Source organism: Nostoc sp. DedQUE12b (assembly GCF_034530835.1).
GTDB lineage: Bacteria > Cyanobacteriota > Cyanobacteriia > Cyanobacteriales > Nostocaceae > Nostoc.
In genome coordinates this window covers 1-19084 of the sequence record NZ_JAVRCI010000058.1, presented here as the reverse complement: position 1 = coordinate 19084, position 19084 = coordinate 1, and the positions used below count along the sequence as shown (strand labels likewise).

The window sequence follows — 19084 nt, the reverse complement described above, 5'->3', positions numbered from 1 at the left end:
TTATGCTCAAAGATTCAAACGTTCAATAAACCAGTTTGGCAACTTTCTTCAAATGACACCACGCAAGATCCCTGAGTTAAGCTCCAATTTAAGTAGGGGTGATAAAAAAAGCGGTATCCCCTTATTGACCACGGTTAATCCAAACGCCTCTGAGTCCAGCTGCTTTAGCTGCGTGATAGTCTTCCACAATGCTATCGCCGATATGCCACGCCGCCTCTGGGGAACATTTATGTTTATCTAAGGCAATGGCAAAAATTTGAGGATCGGGTTTAGCTGCACGTACCTGGGTAGAAATGGTGACGGAGGTAAAAAACTCTCTCAATCCCAAACTTTGCAATACAGAGTAAATCCGAGAATCAAAATTGGACAGCACCCCCAGGCTAACTCCCAACCGCCGCCAGTTGATTAAAGCTGGTAAGACATCGGGATAGACAAACCACGGTTCGCCAGTACCAAAATGAATGTAAAGTTCGCTGAAAAAAGCCGAAAAGTCAGAAAATTCCTTAAGAACACCTGCACCTTCAAAAGTGTTCAGGGCAATTATCCGCCACCAATCAAACTCACGCTGGGGAATATCTTGCAGTTCTGCATCTGGAAATATCGGCGGCGGCGCTGCTTTAAAGCTTTTGGTGAAAGCTGTATTCAATGTTTCGGCTGAAACTGTAACGTCAAATTCCTGGGCTATCTGACTATAAACTTTGCCCACACTACCTTTGACATCGAAGAGCGTACCCACAGCATCTAAAAAAATAACTTTCGGTTGTTCCATTAAAGTTTGAAAATTTGGAATGTTGAATTTTAGATTTTGGCTTGTTAAGAGCTTCTGTGGGTAGAGTCTAGCATCTGCTAAGTAGATTGGCGGAAATAAAACAAATCATCGCAAACATCTTGGTTTTTACCAATACCCCATACTTCGACTTCTCTTCGAGACGCTACGCGAACGCGGTAGTTGAGCGCAGTCGAAACTCAGTACAAGTGCCCCATGCCCAACCTTGAAAGTTACCCTGAAAGTGTTTCTATGATCGGACGGACTAGCCAATTAAAACCAACTTTCAGTTGATGGTCTAAAGTTGGCAATCTGTATAAATAAGCAGCACGGCGGGCGACGTATGCCAAGGGACCATCTAGTTTAATTCCCAAACCAGTGAGAGTGGCGTTGTCTATTCCTAGTGCCATCATTTCTCCTAACTGTTGGTAGTGGAAGGGAAGGAGCGGGCGATTAGTCAGAGTTGCCCAGATATTCCAAGCAGTATAATCAGCTTGTTGAAAAGCCGCTTGTGCCGTAGCGGGGACTTGCTGTCCTTCAGCATCATGACAGTCTGCTAAATCTCCCAAGGCAAAGATTTCTGGATGATCGAGGACTTGCAGATTGGATGTAGTGGTGATTTGACCGCGCAGATTTTGCTTGAGAGGAAGAGATTTCACTACGGGCGCAACCCTAGTTCCTACAGTCCAAATTACCAAATCCACGGGAATCGTGTCTAACTGGTTTTTGTACTCTAGGGAAATGCTATTTTGCTCGATTGATTCTACTTTGGTTTCTAAGTCAAGAAATATACCACGGGCATCTATTGCTTTCTTTGCTGCTTCCCGATTAAACTCTGGAGAAGTTCGCAAAATTTGGTCAGCGATTTCAACGATCCGAAAGCGTCCTCTTTCGCCTAGTCTGTCAGCTAACTTACAAGCTAACTCTACACCACTGTAGCCAGCCCCAATAATCGCTACCCGAATTTTATCAGCATCCGATTCTTCTAAAAATCGCAGGCGTTCTTCTAAACGATAGGCATCAGAGATTGTGCGGAATGTGTAGGCGTAGGCTGCTGCACCAGGGACTAAATCTAGCGGTGTCTCACCTCCTAGCGCCAGCACTAATCGGTCGTAAGGGATTTCCGGGCCTTCATGTACATTTACCCGTTGCTGGTCGATGTCAATTCCAGACACAACCCCTTGATAAAAACGCACCCCTGTGCCTTGTAAAAGTTCTTCAAAGGGTGGGGCAATTTCCCAGGTTTGCAGTTCACCAGTCAGTAATTCGTAAAGTAAAGGAGAGAATAGGAAGCGATCGCTTTGATCTACCAGAACAATTTCGGGTTTTTGCGTAGATTCCCAAGGTAATTGGCTTAACCGCAGAGCCGTGTAGAGACCACCAAAGCCTCCACCAAGGATACAAATTCTAGAAGTTTGTTCAGTCATTTATTCTATGTTATGGAACAATCAATATTAATTAGGCAACTAACTTCAGGGTAACTGAAAGTTTAGGTTTCAAAACCCTCCATTTGTATGAATGGTTTTAACATCGGTAACTCAACACTGCTTCGGTGAAAAAATTGGACAGCTTGCATTCTAACAATTGGATAAACTTGTTAGAAAAGATTAAGGTTTTATTTCCATGAGTTGGTTTTTTTCGACGCTGGGAGTTTTCTTGGCACTAATGACGCTCTTGCTAGCGTTGTATCTAATCACTGCGAGGCCTTATCAATCATCTAACTCCGTTGCCAATTCCTATGATGAATGGACTGAAGACGGTATTTTGGAATTCTACTGGGGTGAACATATCCACTTAGGTCATTATGGTTCGCCACCACAACGAAAAAATTTTCTCGCTGCTAAATCTGACTTTGTGCATGAAATGGTACGTTGGGGTGGTTTAGATAAATTACCCCGTGGCACCACTGTCTTAGATGTTGGCTGTGGAATTGGAGGTAGCAGTCGCATCTTGGCACGAGATTACGGTTTTGCTGTCACAGGTATTACCATTAGTCCCCAACAAGTCCAACGCGCCCAGCAGTTAACCCCAGAGGAACTTGATGTGCGGTTTCTTGTGGATGATGCTATGGCACTTTCTTTCCCAGATGCCAGTTTTGATGTAGTGTGGTCAATTGAAGCTGGGCCACACATGCCAGATAAAGCCATTTTTGCCAGAGAGTTGATCCGGGTGCTAAAACCCGGTGGAGTGATGGTTTTAGCCGACTGGAATCAGAGAGACGATCGCCAAAAACCGCTCAATTTTTGGGAGAAACGGGTAATGCGACAACTATTAGATCAGTGGTCGCATCCCGCTTTTTCCAGTATTGAAGGCTTTTCCGAGCTTTTGGCAGCAACGGGATTAGTCGAAGGGGAAGTGATAACGACAGACTGGACGGAACAAACACTTCCTTCTTGGCTAGATTCCATCTGGCAAGGAGTGACTCGACCAGAGGGATTGGTGCGTTTTGGTCTATCTGGTTTCATTAAATCTCTACGAGAAGTACCTACCCTCCTACTGATGCGACTAGCATTCAGCGCGGGTCTGTGCCGATTTGGGATGTTCCGCGCAATTAGAGCGAACTCGTTGCAGAAATCAACTAAACAGTATAGTTTGGTTAGCAGTTCCTGACAGCCTCGTTAGTTTTAGAGGACTAGTCCGAATGGCACTAACAAAAGGTAAATTGTCGAGTTAGCAAGAGAGCAGGGGAGCAAACAAGATGATGGAGAACTCTTGAGCAAAGTGCTTTGTTGCAAACTCTTTCCCCTCTGCTCCTCTGCCCCTCTGCCCCTCTGCCCCTCTGCAACCCTTACGCTGCCTACTATACGGCTTAACTTAGTGCCATTCAGGGCTAGGGCTAGTCCTATGTTACAAAAATGTGGGTAATCCCTATTTACCTTGCTGATTTTCCACGATTTGTGCTTGGGTGTGACGCAGTTCCGCTAACGCCAATTCTAAGCGTTGATTTTTTTCATTTAACTCCTGCGTCCGTTCGCGCACTTTCTTTTCTAGAACCTGGCTATATACTTCTAGCTGTTCATTACTATCCTTTTGAGCTTTTATGAGTTGCTGAACTTCTTGAATAAGACGATTGAGGGAAGTAGCTAAGATGCCAACTTCATCATTAGTCGTGACGGGTGCTTGTAAATCGAAGTTAGATTCTTCTGTAACCTGTTGGGCAATATGGGTAACAGCTTGAATGGGACTAGCAATGGCGCGGCTGGTGTAAATTGCTAGTAATGTGGCGATCGCAATTGATAGTGAGAGGCTACCGACAATAATGTATAAGCGTAATTTTTCTGCCGTTTGTAGTTCCTGTTTTGCTTGCTGATACTCCTCGGCTGTAACTTTCACAAGCTTGCTGATGTCATTGAGAAAGTTATCCATCAAAAAAACTGACGAGCCATGCATAAAATTGAATAATTGAGCTTGTGCTGTCTTAATCTCGATTGGTGATAAATTATTGGGATTATTCTCTTTAAAAAAAGCTTCTGTGCGCTGTAAGTAAGCGTTAAAACCTTTATAATTCTGCAACAGGGGATAAACTGTTTTTTTTCCACTTACAAAACTATAATTTGGCTTATTAATAGTATAATTTGCTGTTAATTCAAACCAAACTTGTCGGGTTTCGGAAACATACTTTAGTAATTCAGTGTAATTTTTTTTCCATAAGTTTGGTCTATCCATGTAGAGAATCATTTGGTGTTGAGTGGTGCGGACATAAAACACACTCGTTTTTAGCTGGGAAGCTTGATATAACTCTTCAAACGCTGCTTCTTCCCGTTTTTGCGCCTTCTCTTTGTAATGATCCGCAATCAGAAAACCCATAGTAGTTCCCAGTACGGCGATACTGACAAGCAGTGCATATCCAATACTGATTTTTTGACCAACCTTCAAATAGCTAAACCAGTATCTAGAAATACTGTGATTTGATAGTTGCAAGCGGCTATTTGATTGCTTAGAGGTCAGTTTATCAAACTTACTGTGCTGTTTCATACTCAACCACGACTTAGATGGATTTCAATTCGTTCCAGTAAGTCACTGAAGCGAAATGGCTTGGTAATATAGACTTCTTGCAGAAGGGGCTACATGTTAAGGGTTAAAGGGTAAAGGTATGGAATTTTCCCTTACCCCTTAACCTTTAACATGCAGCCCGATATCTTGGTATTTGTTACTTTTGCAAGATGTCTAATAGTCATTTGCTCCATTTTTGAGTGCGATCGCTCGTTTGCGATCATCTTTACAAACTGTGATGATAATAATGGGTAGTGTCTCTCCCTGTCTACGAATTTCTTTTAATACCGTCCAACCGTCCACAACTGGTATTGTACTAGCAACTTCGGTTAATAGTGCAATTACAAGATAAAAAGCTTAAGTTGACCAATCTTGGATAGTAAGTCCTGGAACTTTCTCAAAATCTCGCATATTTTTCGTTAACAGGATTCCTTTATTAGCAAGGACTATCGACGCGATGCGTAAATCTTGAGTCCCGATGCGAATGCGTTGATTTCTGAATTTTTGGTAAATCTCTTGGGATTTTTCATCATAGTGAAGAATATTAAATTCAGACAGTAGCATAACTGTTTCAACCAGTCGCTGATAAGTATTTGATTGTAAAACTCCCTCTTTTGCTTCAGCAACTTGAGCCAAACGACCTCTTAATTGTTCTTCAACATTAATCGCAGTTGTTGTTAGTTGTATATTAGCTGCTAATAACTTTGCAATTAGGATGGGGTGATTTCGTCCATAAAGACTCAAGTGGTCTGTATCTAAAATATAAATCGTCATTACTCATCTTTAGTTGCATTTAATTCTTTGCGGATAACAGATAGTTTCTCCATGAAATCGTCAAATGTTGGGTCGTTAGCAAATATTCCTGCATACTTCATCTGAGTTATTTGTTGATGAGGGATTTCTTTTGGATTAACTTCAATCGTCACAAACTTACCTGTCGCTAATTGCGCTTGTAGCGCAGATTTAACCTTTGAGATTGCTTCCTCTTCTGTATTAGCCTCAACCATTACATTTGGCATCCCAACTACTGATGCCACAAAATTATCTTTTTGAGTTTGAACAAAAATTTGGTACTGCATAATTGTCTATCTGTATGTTTTATCCAAAATGGTATTATATTCGCAAGCGATAACCCATCCCTCTAACGGTTTCAATAATGTTGCTGCCTAGTTTCTTGCGAAGATAACCAACATAGACATCAACAATATTAGAACCAGGATTATAGTCGTAACCCCAAACGAAATCTAGGAGTTGTTCTCGACTAATAACTTGTCCGGGATGACGACAAAACATTTCTGCCATTGTAAATTCACGAGCAGGTAATTCTACAAAGCGATCGCCTACTTTTACCCGTCGAGTCCGCAAATCGAGTACCACATTACCCGCTGTGAGGATAAACTCTTGGGTATCTCTGACTGGCCTAGCAGATCGCAAACGCAACTTTACCCGCGCCAGAAGTTCTTCAAATCGGAAAGGTTTGGTGACATAATCATCCGCACCTCCTTCTAATCCAGCGACTTTATCGTGAATGTCACTCCGAGCCGAGAGAATAATTACAGGTAAATCTTCTCCCTGTCCCCGCAGTTCTTCCAATACCTGAAATCCATCTTTTCCAGGCAATCCCAAATCCAAAATTAGTAAGTCAAAAGCTCCACTGTGTATAACATCCACCAGATGGAGTCCGTCGGCAACTGTTGTCGTTGTAAAACCTTGCGATCGCAATCCTTTCTCAATAAATGAGGCAATGCGGGGTTCATCTTCAGCGATGAGAATGTTGGGCATAAGGCAATATGGTTTAGATAAGCACTCTTTACTTTCTTCGTATTCTGGGAAAAGGTTAAGGGGTAAGCGGTAAAGCATATATTTAAAACCTTTTCCCTTTCCCCTTTCGCCTTTAACCGAACCGTATTGCGGCATAAGCACTCATTTCCTGCGGGGGATCGAGGGGTAAAACAATGGTAAACATCGAACCTTTTCCTAGTTGACTCCGAAGCAATACCTGTCCACCATGCGCCTGCGCGATCGCTCTGACAATTGACAGCCCTAATCCCGCACCCTCGGAACGACGACGACTGTTATAAGTTCGAGCAAAACGTTCAAAAATCCGTTTTTGATCGATAAGCGGAATGCCTTCACCTGTATCGCGTACCCAGAAATGCACTTTTCCTTTAGCGATCGCAGAACCTATGGAAATAGTATCATTCTTTCCGGTATGCTGAGTCGCATTCTGGGCTAAATTTATTACAGCCTCAGTAATTCTCTGGCGATCGACTATAATCTGACCCTTTGCCACCGCATCTATTTGCCAATCTCGCTCTGCCAGAGTTTGGGCTTTGACAAATAACTCTTGGGTTAAGTCTGCTACATTCACCGTCGCTAACTGCAAAAAATCTAAGCGTTCTGCCTTTGCCAGCAAAATCATATCATCCACCAAACGGCTCATCCGGTCTAATTCTCCGATAACCAGTGCCAAGGTTTCCTGTTGCTCTTGAGGGTCATCTCCCATCAGTTCCAAATGTCCGCGAATTATGGTGATGGGAGTCCTGAGTTCATGCCCCGCATCGTTGACAAATTCTCGCTGGGTGGCAAAAGCTGCCTCTAGTCTGTCCATCATTTCGTTGAATTTCGTTGCTAATTCTGCCAGTTCTCCCTGACCTTGCGTAGGTAAGCGCTGAGTTAAATCTGACTCACTAATTGCATGGGCGGTGGTAGTAATTGTTCGTAGGGGAGCTAGCACCCGTCCCGCCGCCAACCACGCCAGAATGAACGACACCACAAACACTAAACTAGAAACTTCAATAATTACAGAAACTGCTTCTAGTGCCTCTGCTCGCTCACCATCTGTATTATGAGCAACAACAAATACACCTCGCGTTTTTCCATTAATTTTAATCGGTTCCACCCTGTAAAGGATTTTACTAAGATCGGGGCCGGAAAATTCTTTTTCTCCCTGTTCTGGCTTAATTTGTTTTGCCCACCGTTGCATGAGTGGTGAGTCCTTGGCAAGTGGTTTGGGACGCGCTCTAGGGCTAGACTGATAAAATTCACCGTCAACAAAGGTGATGAAATAAGAGTCATCCTCTGGTAGCCGATATAACAGATAAGCTCTAAAAAGCTTAATCAAATCTTCTCTGGAAGTGGGAGGAACAATTTGTTTTTTTCCGGCCAGCAACCATTTCAATTGCTCTGGCCCAATCACTATCTCTTCTGGATTGTCCTCAGTCAGTGCATCCTCTGTAGCAAAAGTTTCACCTTTAATTAAGGCATTAAAAGCCGCTATATCTTCTACCATATCTTGACGAACTCGCTCATCAATGCGGTGGTAGAGGTTATAGCGAAAGGCAGGAATGGCGATGAGAAATGTTATCCCCAAAATCAGCAAGTACCAGAGCAAAATCCGGGTGCGTGCTTCTCCAAATACTTGCTGCCAACCTGAAAACAGCTTTGTTATTTTAATCCCAAACCTGCGATCGCGGCGATGGTTGGTGATGCTGCTCATTTTTACCCCTCCCCATTTGAGACAGTTTATCGCAATTGGGGATCATGGGCTGGGGAAAGGTTAAAGGGCAAGGGGTAAAGGTAAGTTCAAACTCTTTCCCTTTCCCCTTTACCCCTTAACCGAAAAGTATTGGGTTCAAAGGTGGATGAACGAGATTCTTAACTGTCCCTCATCCCTAATCCCCACTCACTGAGACAACCGCCAAATCTTAATCGTGTTATCTTCACTACCGCTAACAAGGGTTTTGCCATCAGAAGTAAAGGTAACAGATGTTACGGTGTTGGTGTGCCCCGCCAATGTGAGAATTTCTTCTCCTGTAGCTGTATTCCACAGTTTAATAGTGCGATCGCGGCTACCACTAGCAATAATTTTACCATCGGCACTGAAGGATACGGATGTGACAGTGTTCTTATGTCCTGCTAATGTGCGAATTTCTCTTCCGGTAGCTAAATTCCAAAGTTTGATGGTGCGTAAGCGTAGCCCGTCGTAGACATCGCGGCTAGCACTGGCTAAAATTTTACCATTTGGGCTAATAGCCACAGTTGTCACCGTTTGAAAATTTCCTTCTAGTGTGCGAATTGGGTATCCTTTTGCTAAATTCCAAATTTTGATCGTCTTGTCAAAACTGCCACTGGCCAAAACCACACCATTAGGACTGATAGCCACTGACCGCACCCAGAATGTATGCCCTGCTAGTGTACGAATTTGCTCTCCTGTTGCCAGATTCCAGATTTTAATGGTGTTGTCATCACTAGCACTAACTAGAGTCTCGCTATCAGCACTGATGGCTAGGGCATGAATTGAGTCAGAATGCCCTATAAGAGTGCGAATTTGTCTGCGCGTTGCCAAATTCCAGATTTTAATGGTGTTGTCATCACTAGCACTAACCAGAAGTTTGCCATCTGGACTAATCACTACGACATTCACTTGCTGAAAATGCCCGGTGAGTGAAGAGATCAGTTTTCCGGTTGCGAGATTCCAAAGTTTGATTGTGCGATCGTCGCCACTGCTGGCTATGGTTTTGCCATCGGGGGTGATGGCGACAGATAAAACTGAGTTTTCGTGTCCTTGGAGGGTGTTAGCTAAGGAAACCTTACCCAAGCTAATCTGACTTAAAATCGCGTCATTTTTAACAGGACTATTGTGTTGAATCAACCTAGAGACCAAACTGGTTGGAATACGGCGAAAATTTTTATACCAAGACTCGCTGAATCCAAACAACAGGATGAAAGCACTTACCAAGATTAAAATTCTCAGTAAGGGATAACTTTTTCGTAAAGCTGGTGCTTTAGTTGGTGGTAATTTCCCCGATGACTTACCCGCAGGTGGCAGGGCGAGGAGTTGTTTGGGAGTCAAGTCTCTCAGGACTTCTTCGGCTGACTGGTAACGTTCCTGGATATCTTTTTTTAAAAGCTTGTCGATGACAAAATCCAACTCAGGATTTAACGGACTTTGCAAATATTCCCGCCAATTACTTACCCAGGCATACCCAGATTCCATCCACAACTGAAACGGTGAATTTCCCGTTAGCAGATGAAAGCAGGTAGCCCCCACACCGAACAAGTCGCTGGCGGGAAAAGCTTTGCCATCTCTAATTTGTTCTAGGGGAGAATAACCATGTGAACCAATGGATGTCCCAGATTTCTGCTGAACTTTGGCGGTAAATTGCTTTGAGGAGCCAAAATCAATCAGGCATAATCGCCCATCATTCTTATTGCGGATAATATTTTCTGGTTTGATGTCTCGATGAATAACTTTGCGATCGTGGATAAATTTTAGGATGGGCAGTAAATCTAGCAAAATAGATTGAATGTCTCTAGCGTTATAAGCCTTGCGTTGTTGCAACTCCTTTAACAAATTATCTCCATTGATAAACTGCTGCACCAAATATAGACAGCCGTCTTGCTCAAAGTAAGCTATCAAAGTTGGAATTTGGGGATGTTCCCCAAGGTCTTGTAGTCGCTGCGCTTCTTCTGCAAACAACTCCATCGCCTTTTTTTGCGACCAAGTTCCTTGGAATTTTGGAGCTAATTGCTTGATAACACAACGTTCACTGAGTTTATCTACGTCTTCTGATAGATAGGTTCTGCCAAATCCCCCCTCATCTGAAAGGACTCGGATGACACGAAAGCGATTTCTTAAAAGTGACACCAGCGGGGTGCTACAACTTTGGCAAAACTTCTTTCCATTGGGATTCAGGGGATTTGAGCAATCGGGATTTAAGCAGCAGATCATGATCTGACAGGCGCGACTGCATGACAACTTAGGCTAAGTTTGCCCCGAACTTTCCCTTAAGATAATTGACTCTCGCTTACTTGTGGTAGATAAACCCTGTTCTGGGGATTGGGGAATTACTTATATAGTTAGCTTTTGTAAATAGTACTCAGTCTTCCTCATCTGTGGAAAACTACGAGAGCCATAAGATTAATTATTCTATCGATTATATAATAATCTGAATAAAAATATTTTTTTGAACTTTTAAACCTAGTAATTTTGCTTGTATCTTGGCAAGCAAAAATTGACTAAGTACTGAAGATAAACCCTGATTAATTAATCATTACTGATTATTGAATATAGTTAAAATTCTTACTAAATTTGTTTTGGCTATTTTAAATTGTCCATAATTAATTATTCATTTGATACTTTAGCTAAAAAAGGCTGCAAGATAGAGCATATTTCAAGTTCTTGAGGTACAAAAGCTAAGTCTGTTACCCAGGTAGAAAGCGTGTTTTACTCCTGTTAGTGCAGCGAGACGTAGCCCATTCTGAATTCTGAATTCTGAATTCTGCTGTATGGGCTATCTTGTTTCCTTGAATCTTGCTCTCCATTTCCTAATGGCACTAGCAGTTCTGGCTACAGGTGGCATATATACATCATAATTTTCGTGTTGTATAATTTCATGTTGTGTAATTTTGTTTTGTGTAATTTCGTGTTGTGTAATACTTTTATTATTTAATTTTTGGGTAGTTAGACAGTTCGCCAAAGTAGGCAAATAACTTTCACTACTTAAAGCTTTCATCACATCATCGGCAGTTTTAAACCGCTCTTCTAAAGTGATTTTCACCATTTTTCCTAAAATCTGGGCGAAACTATTGCTGATATTTACCTGTTTTTGCCAAGATATTTCACCAGTTTTTGGGTCGTAGTCCAACTCTAAAGGACTTTTCGCAGTCAACATATAAATACAAGTTACACCCAGTGCATAAATATCACTGGCATAAACTGGACGTAGAGAAAACTGTTCTGGTGGTGCAAATCCTCTAGTGCCGATAAAGTTGGTATTTACAGCTTGATTGATTGAGTTTTCACAAGCATCAACTAATTTCTCTTTCACCGCACCAAAATCAATCAGCACTATGCGCCCATCATATTCACACCGCAATAAATTCTGGGGCTTAATATCCCGATGAATCACATGATGTTTATGAAGATACTGTAATACAGGTAATAATTCCTGTAAGAACTGCTTAACCGAGGCTTCACTTTTGGGCCCAGTTTGCCGTACTTCTCGCGCCAAAGTCAAACCCGGCACATATTCTTGAATTAAAAAGAATTCCCCATTCGCCTGAAAGTAGTCTAACAGCATGGGAATTTGCGAATGACTACCGAGTTGGCCTAAAGTTCTTGCTTCTTTTTCAAAGCGCATACACGCCCTTTGCCAACTTTGGGGACTAGTAACTTTTGGACAAAGCTGTTTAATAACACAAAGTGGATTCCCAGGTAATAAGGCATTTTTGGCTAAAAATGTCACACCAAAACCACCCCTACCTAAAATTTGCAGTATTTCATAGCGATCGCGAAATAGCCGTTTGGAACCACACATCTGACTCAACTGAGTTTGTTGTGAAATGCTCTCTTGAGAATCCGTTGTTTTTTGAGGAAAACGATTCATTAGTATAGAATATCTGCTTTTAAATGTCTCTAATTTTATGACAATTCTTTATTGGCAACAGTAAGATTACTGAATCTTTGCCAAATCCTCATTACTCTTCAAAAAGTAAAAATAAATTTTTGTAGAACTAGCCTTTTCACGGATGTCTAACGAGCTAATTTGTAGCTTGGTAGAGGTGAAAGTCTGTTGTGTGGCTACTTATAACAATTTTGTATGAAGATGCACATAATAAAACCCCTCTAGTTTAGCAAAAGGGGGGAAAAATATGTAGTTTCACGCTTAGTACATTTATAGAGATGCAAGTCTTTGCGTTCTACGTTCGCAAAGCGTCCCGCATAGATGGGATGTTTTTTTGACTATACAGCAGATTTTAAGCTAGTGAGGTACACAACGATTTGTCTATTACGCAGGTATAAAGCGTATTTTACTCTTGAATTTTGAATTCTGGATTCTGCTGTAAGTACCTAAGCTGGTGGAGTTTGTGAAGAGAAAATATCTGTGAAATTATCCTCAACCAGCAAATCTGAAGCTTGTATAATAAATGGGAGTTCGGCTCCCACCAGGCCTCTTTGGATGCGTTCTAAAGTCTCACTAAAAACGATAAACAGAGGATATATAGCATTAGCTCCCTCACTCAAAATATGACTGTGACGGAGAGGCATCAACCACTCATAATCATTGTCTAGATAAACTTGGGTTTGTCGCCAACGTCCTAACAAATCAGAAAAGTCTTCGTCAGCGCGATGAATGAAGACTAAAATTTCTGCTCCAGTTTTAATTTTCCACTCTGGATCGCACATCAAAATTGCCACATCACAGGGTAAGCAAATCGTTTGTGGGGCTGTTGTAGCAGTATTGCGAAGCCGGACAATTGGTAAGGGTATAGTGATAACACTTTCATCTGGACGGCGCAGACTGGGAATCATCTCCAAGTATGGCCGATATTGCTTTAGTAAGGCGATCGCAGCTAGATGATTGCTATACTCTGCCAAACTCGCTTCGTACTGAGATTTTTGCACAGTCATAGTTTACTAAATAGTGAGGAGCTAGGAGTTAAGAATAAAATTAATCAGTTAGGAGTTAAAAGTTAGAAATAAAATGTTTCTATTCCTAACTCATAACTTCTAACTCTTAACTATTAATCCTTTATCCCAGCTTTTCAAATACCGCAAACATAGGCAGATACATCGCTAACAAAATGGTTCCCACCATTCCCCCTAGAACTACAATCATCAGTGGTTCCAAAATACTAGTCATTGCTTTTACTGCTTGCTCGACTTCATCTTCATAGAAATCGGCAACCTTCATCAACATTGCATCTAATTCTCCAGTTTCTTCTCCGATACTAATCATCTGAATTGCCATAGCCGGAAAAACGGCATCTTTTTGCAAAGCAATACTAATCATGCCCCCTTGTTGAATCTCCATACGGGCTGCATCTATGGCATTGGCAATCACTTGGTTTCCTGATGTATCTCGGACAATTTCTAAGCAAGTTAAAATTGGTACACCCGAACGAGTCAAAGAACCAAAAGTCCGGCTAAAGCGGGCAACTGAAGATTTTTGAATTAAGTCACCAAACAATGGCATCTTCAGGGAAAAACGATCGATTGTGATGCGACCAACAGGAGTTTTACCGTATTGTGTAAAGGCAAATTTCAGTCCGATAAGAGCAGCAAGAAGAACTAAAGCACCCGGGCTTCTCAAAAACTTACTAGCATCCATCAAGAATTGCGTTAGAGGTGGTAATGTGATTCCAAGTTGTGTAAAAATCGTGGCAAAAATCGGAATAAGAAAAATGGTCATACCGAGAAAGATAGCAACTGCTATAAAACCCACGACCGTTGGATAAGACAATGCTGATTTAATTTGGTTTTGTAAACGGGCAACATCTTCTAACAATTTAGCTAAACGATTCAATACTTCGTCTAGAACACCACCAACTTCGCCAGCTTGAATCATACTCACATATAATCCATCAAAACAGTCAGGATGCTTCCGCATTGCTTCGGAAAGATTCATTCCGCTTTGAACATCGGTACTAATTTCCATAAGGGCTTGTTTCAGTTTAGTATTACTACACTGTTCGGAAAGCACCCCCAGACTTCTAACGATCGCAACTCCCGCATTCATCAAAACGGCAAATTGACGGGAAAAAACGGCTTTGTCTTTTACAGAAACCTTAACTAAGGAATTCTGGAAATTTTTGAAGGCAACATCTGGCTGAAATCCCTGAGATTGCTTGAGTTCTTGGATTACAAAACCTTGATCTCTGAGATTAGTACGAGCTTGTACCAAGGATTCAGCAACAATTTTTTCTGTTCGAGATTTTCCTTGTGAATCCCGAACCCGGGCAACAAAGTTTGGCATAAATAAATTCAAAATTCAAAATTCAAAATACTCAAGGGGATGAAATATTCTTCATTTCCCCTATCTCCAATTCTTTTAATGTGCTTTGGCTGCTGTACCGGGTTTAGCACCTGCGGCAGCTTGTGGTGTAGCATTACCAATGAGACGTTGAATTTCATCTGGCTTAGAAGTCTTAGACATTGCCGCCTCAAAAGAAATCGTCCCTGCTTTATAAAAATCGGCTAAAACCTTCTCCAGAGTTTGCATTCCCAATTTGCCGCCAGTTTGAATCGCTGAGTAAATTTGAGATGTTTTGCCTTCTCGAATCAAGTTGGAAATAGCAGGAGTGACAATCAGAATTTCTTGAGCCATCACCCGACCATATTCACCGGGTTTAGGGTTTTTCTTGGACACCAAGGTTTGGCTAAATACCCCCACCAATGAGTTAGACAATTGCACTCGCACTTGGGTTTGTCTTTCATGAGGGAAAACGTCAATAATCCGGTCAACTGTTTGGGCGGCGGAACTAGTGTGTAGCGTACCAAATACCAAGTGTCCTGTTTCTGCTGCGGAAATCGCCAAAGAAATTGTTTCCAAATCGCGCATTTCCCCCACCAGAATAATATCTGGATCTTCCCGCAAGGCTGCTTTCAAAGCATTAGCAAAGCTTTTAGTATCTTCTCCTAGTTGCCGCTGGTGAACCAAGCTTTTAATTGGTTCATAAACAAATTCAATCGGGTCTTCCACCGTTAAAATATGCTCTGCCTTGGTGCGGTTAATCAAGTCAATCATTGCCGCTAGAGTAGTTGTCTTGCCAGAACCTGTAGGGCCTGTCACCAGGATAAGTCCTCTAGGCTTATCGCACATTTCCCGCACGATATCTGGCAGACCTAATTTTTCAAAGTTAGGAATCTTAGAACTTAATGCTCGTAAGCAAGCAGCATAAGCACCACGCTCTTTATAGACATTGACCCGGAAACGAGCCAAACCTTTGACACCATAAGAACAATCCAACTCCCAAGTCTGCTCTAAAGTTTTACGCTGGGTATTGTTGAGCATACTAAAAATCAGCCTTTGACATTGATCGGCTGTCAATACATGCTCACCTATAGGGGTAAGTTTGCCACTGATGCGGAAGTAGGGAGGCAAACCTGCGGATAAATGCATATCCGAGCCACCCATTTCAATCAACTGCTCCATCAAGTCTTCAATCATCATTTCCATAGTTCTGCTTCCTTTTAATGTTTGTTATTTGTCTTTTGTCCGTTGTCATTTGTCCTTTGTTTAAAGTTACTAAGCATCAACTAATGACTAATGACCAATGACTATTAGTCTTAAAACCGAGGTGTCATACAGTAAGGACAATCCAGCCATTCTTGTTTCAATGTGGCATCGCAACTCCGGCAGGTAAGACCAGTCTTGCGTTTGGCTTTTAACTCTGCTTCCAGACCAGTATCAGTAAACGTCACTCGTTCTACTTCTTCTAAAGTGGTGGAACCTTCACGCACTAAGTCCAAACTGTAAGCCAGCAAGGTTTTCATGCCCTCTTCTATTGCCACTTCTTTGATGCGTTCGGTGGGTGCATCTTCGTTGATCAGAGTTTGTAGGTTTTCGGTGACTCGCATGACTTCATAAACACCACAACGCCCTTTGTAGCCGACACCATTACATTTTGGGCAAAGGTGATTTTTGGCTTTGGCATCTGCGATCGCATCTAATGTCAAGGTGTTAGCTTTATAGAAGGTGACTCCCACATCAGAGGAAGCTGATAGACCATAACGAGCTAGTTCGTCGGTTGTGGGAGTGTAGGGAACACGACATTCAGAACATACACGCCGCACCAAACGTTGAGCTAAAACGCCAATCAGGGAACTAGAAACCATGAAAGGCTCAATCCCCATTTCTCCCAAACGAGCGATCGCTCCTGGGGCATCATTGGTATGTAAGGTAGTTAATACTAAGTGACCAGTCAAGGCAGCTTCAATCGCTGTTTTTGCCGTTTCCTTATCCCGCGTTTCACCCACCAGTAGCACATCTGGATCTTGTCGCAAGAAAGCCCGCAAAGCGGTAGCAAAATCTAATCCTTTTTCTCGAATCACTTGTACTTGAGTAATCCCTGGAAGACTGTACTCAATGGGGTCTTCTACAGTACTGATATTAATACCGGGATCGTTCTTTTCTGAGAGTGCAGAATACAGCGAAGTTGTTTTCCCGGAACCAGTTGGCCCAGTTACCAAAATTAGCCCAAAGGGACGGCTGACCATATCCTTGACAATATTCAAAGTCTCTGGATCGGTAATTAACTTATCCAATCCCAGTTGGGTGGAAGAGTTATCCAAAATCCGCAGCACCACCTTTTCCCCGTAGCGACTGGGCAAGGTATTTACCCGGAAGTCCACCTTACGTCCCTCAAACAGCCGTCGGATGCGTCCATCTTGGGGTAGACGGCGTTCAGCAATGTCTAGATTGGAGATGATTTTAAATCGGGCTGTCACCGCTGGGATGATTTTTTTCGGCATTGGGGGGAAAGCTTCACGCAGTACGCCATCTTTCCGAAAGCGGATGCGTAAGTTTTCTTCTTGCGGTTCGATATGAATATCAGAAACGCCCTCATGCAAAGCTTTAGCCAGGATTCTGTTGACTAGGTTGATGACTGGGGCATCCTCCGCACCCTTCATCGCTGCTCCTAGATCGGCCTCCATTTCTTCAGGAGCATCCGAAATATCGAGATTTCCGAGATTTTCTAAATCCTGACTAATATCTGTAGAGTTTTCTCGTTCCAGGTGCTTTTGCTTAACAGCCATTTCATCCAGATATTGGTTGATTAGCTGTTGGTAATCTTCCTGGGTAATCACCATGCGCTGTAAAGCCAAGCCTTGGGGGCGCAAGATGCGGTTCAGGTCATCAGAAGCCTCTAGATTATCTGGAGCAACCATCGCCACTAAAACTGAGGGCGGGGTTTGGTCTTCGTGTTTCGAGAGCGGTACTAAACGATGGCGACGGCAGATATCCACTGGGATGAGGGTTTCAATTAGGTTCCCCATCATCGTGTTGCCAACGGAATTGACTTCTGGATCGAGGAATTCAACTCCGTATAATATTTTCAGTTCAAATAACTGCTGTTTTTTGTATTGCCTGAGTAACTCAGGCGATAGTTGTTGCCCAGTGATTGACTCTAATACTTCTGTTAAGGGTCTGCCAGATTTGCGGCTTTCAATTAATGCCTGCCTCATCTGTTCGGTATTGACATAGCCAGATTGCACTAGCTTGTTGCCGAAGGGCGAAAACTCTGTTCTAGTAGTTAGAGCGGTACTGCGCCGTTGTGGTGACGAGTAAGTCATAAATGAGCGAATGAGTAGGGGGAACCTCTGCTTAAAGTATTCCCAGCCTGTGAGACAGAATTCTCATTTGCCAAAAAAGTCCTGAGTCACCTAAAGAGTGCAGAGTACTGAGTAACGAGTGCTGAGTGCTGAGTGCTGAGTGCTGAGTGCTGAGTGCTGAGTAACGAGTGCTGAGTAACGAGTGCTGAGTGCTGAGTGCTGAGTCAAAAAAGTAATAATCGCAAGTCACCTAAACAGTGCTGTTAGCGGTAGTGGGACGTTTAGCCCGTGCTGAGTAACGAGTGCTGAGTCAAAAAAGTAATAATTGTACTGGCTCAATGCCCCGCTAACGGCACTCAGCACTCCTGAAGTCGCTTTGCTTTGAATTCAAAATTCAAAATTAAAAATATTTTCAAATAAGATAAGGGGCGAGTCGCATTTGGCACTACTATTGCAAATTACTCGTTCGGGTTCCCGCCTTAGTGGTGTCTGGGCTAACGTGTTCACCATTTGTCACAATAAGAAGACGGTTATATCACTTCCAGGAACTTGTCGGCAATAAAATCAGCCTCAGCGGCACGTCGTGGATGACGACGGTTGCAAGCTATAGAGATACACTGCCATAAATAGGATCTGGAATGAATAGACAATGATCGATGAAAATAAACAAATAAACAATACAAGCCAGCAATTGGGTGAACCAACAGAGGTAAAGCAAGCAATGAAGAGTGACTTCCCAGCCCAAACTAATTTCAATGAATCTGGCAGCGAGGTGACAGAGCAAGTGGCAGCCCAAACAAATATATCAGGCGATACTGCTGTCAATTCAGAAAATAGCGTCGCTGCAACTGAAAAAACTGAAGTAGAAAGGGCAGCTTTGGTAGAACTGACTCAACAAATCGAGTCCGTCAAAACGCAACTAGAAGAGCGTAGTACTCAATATATGCGGATTGCCGCTGATTTTGAGAATTACCGAAAACGCACTAGCAAAGAAAAAGAAGACCTAGAGTTGCAGGTGAAGCGGAATACGATTTTGGAATTGTTACCAGTAGTCGATAATTTTGAGCGGGCGCGATCGCACCTCAAACCGCAGTCTGAGGGCGAAATGACCATGCACAAAAGTTACCAAGGCGTTTACAAACAATTAGTAGATAGCCTGAAGCGCTTGGGTGTCTCACCAATGCGTCCCGAAGGTCAAGAATTCGATCCTAACCTGCACGAAGCAGTAATGCGGGAACCTACGGATGAACATCCTGAAGGAACAG

General features: G+C 42.6%; 16 protein-coding genes. 2 read left to right on the top strand and 14 right to left on the bottom strand.

What is annotated here, in order from left to right; translation table 11 throughout:
- Positions 1–121: 121 nt before the first annotated feature.
- Together RMY16_RS23810 and RMY16_RS23805 are read right to left on the bottom strand one after the other, a co-directional pair.
- A complete protein-coding gene (locus RMY16_RS23810; protein ID WP_322738426.1) occupies positions 122–769 on the bottom strand; it encodes an HAD family hydrolase in 648 nt (215 codons plus the stop codon).
- 230 nt (positions 770–999) lie between these two features.
- On the bottom strand, positions 1000–2193 hold the full coding sequence (locus tag RMY16_RS23805; protein WP_322738425.1) for an NAD(P)/FAD-dependent oxidoreductase: 1194 nt from the start codon (positions 2191–2193) through the stop codon (positions 1000–1002).
- Between the two features lie 196 nt (positions 2194–2389).
- Here RMY16_RS23805 and RMY16_RS23800 point away from each other — a divergent pair, with 196 nt between their 5' ends.
- On the top strand, positions 2390–3376 hold the full coding sequence (locus RMY16_RS23800) for a methyltransferase domain-containing protein (protein ID WP_322738424.1): 987 nt from the start codon (positions 2390–2392) through the stop codon (positions 3374–3376).
- Between the two features lie 258 nt (positions 3377–3634).
- Here the strand turns inward: RMY16_RS23800 and RMY16_RS23795 are convergent, their stop codons facing one another.
- The 12 genes from RMY16_RS23795 to RMY16_RS23740 all read right to left on the bottom strand — a co-directional run bounded on the left by RMY16_RS23795 (position 3635) and on the right by RMY16_RS23740 (position 17840).
- Complete coding sequence (locus RMY16_RS23795; RefSeq protein WP_322738423.1) at positions 3635–4741, bottom strand: HAMP domain-containing protein; 1107 nt, start codon at positions 4739–4741, stop codon at positions 3635–3637.
- Positions 4742–4933: 192 nt separating this feature from the next.
- Entirely contained in the window at positions 4934–5062 is a 129-nt protein-coding gene (locus RMY16_RS23790; protein ID WP_322738422.1) for a response regulator, read from the bottom strand.
- Between the two features lie 54 nt (positions 5063–5116).
- A complete protein-coding gene (locus RMY16_RS23785) occupies positions 5117–5533 on the bottom strand; it encodes a type II toxin-antitoxin system VapC family toxin (protein WP_322738421.1) in 417 nt (138 codons plus the stop codon).
- Positions 5533–5838 carry a type II toxin-antitoxin system HicB family antitoxin gene (locus tag RMY16_RS23780; RefSeq protein WP_094347360.1) on the bottom strand — a complete coding sequence of 102 codons (306 nt, stop codon included), beginning with the start codon at positions 5836–5838 and terminating at the stop codon, positions 5533–5535. Before RMY16_RS23780 ends, RMY16_RS23785 begins: the two co-directional genes overlap by 1 nt.
- Before the next feature lie 34 nt (positions 5839–5872).
- Positions 5873–6541 (bottom strand): response regulator transcription factor, encoded by a 669-nt coding sequence (locus RMY16_RS23775; RefSeq protein ID WP_322738420.1) that lies wholly within the window; start codon positions 6539–6541, stop codon positions 5873–5875.
- 112 nt (positions 6542–6653) lie between these two features.
- On the bottom strand, positions 6654–8258 hold the full coding sequence (locus RMY16_RS23770; protein WP_322738419.1) for a HAMP domain-containing sensor histidine kinase: 1605 nt from the start codon (positions 8256–8258) through the stop codon (positions 6654–6656).
- A gap of 186 nt (positions 8259–8444) precedes the next feature.
- Positions 8445–10493 (bottom strand): serine/threonine-protein kinase, encoded by a 2049-nt coding sequence (locus RMY16_RS23765; RefSeq protein ID WP_322738418.1) that lies wholly within the window; start codon positions 10491–10493, stop codon positions 8445–8447.
- Positions 10494–11055: 562 nt separating this feature from the next.
- Entirely contained in the window at positions 11056–12150 is a 1095-nt protein-coding gene (locus RMY16_RS23760) for a serine/threonine-protein kinase (RefSeq protein ID WP_322738417.1), read from the bottom strand.
- 464 nt (positions 12151–12614) lie between these two features.
- Positions 12615–13175, bottom strand: coding sequence for a hypothetical protein (locus RMY16_RS23755; RefSeq protein ID WP_322738416.1), 561 nt, complete (start codon positions 13173–13175; stop codon positions 12615–12617).
- Positions 13176–13296: 121 nt separating this feature from the next.
- Positions 13297–14520, bottom strand: coding sequence for a type II secretion system F family protein (locus RMY16_RS23750; RefSeq protein ID WP_322738415.1), 1224 nt, complete (start codon positions 14518–14520; stop codon positions 13297–13299).
- A gap of 75 nt (positions 14521–14595) precedes the next feature.
- On the bottom strand, positions 14596–15723 hold the full coding sequence (locus tag RMY16_RS23745; protein WP_322669086.1) for a type IV pilus twitching motility protein PilT: 1128 nt from the start codon (positions 15721–15723) through the stop codon (positions 14596–14598).
- A 110-nt stretch (positions 15724–15833) separates the two neighbouring features.
- The gene (locus RMY16_RS23740) at positions 15834–17840 is read right to left on the bottom strand and encodes a GspE/PulE family protein (RefSeq protein WP_322738414.1); all 2007 of its coding nucleotides are present in this window, start codon (positions 17838–17840) and stop codon (positions 15834–15836) included.
- 628 nt (positions 17841–18468) lie between these two features.
- On the opposite strand from RMY16_RS23740, the gene grpE reads away from it, so the two are divergent.
- The coding region (gene grpE, locus RMY16_RS23735) for a nucleotide exchange factor GrpE (protein WP_322738413.1) at positions 18469–19084 on the top strand (616 nt) is incomplete at its 3' end.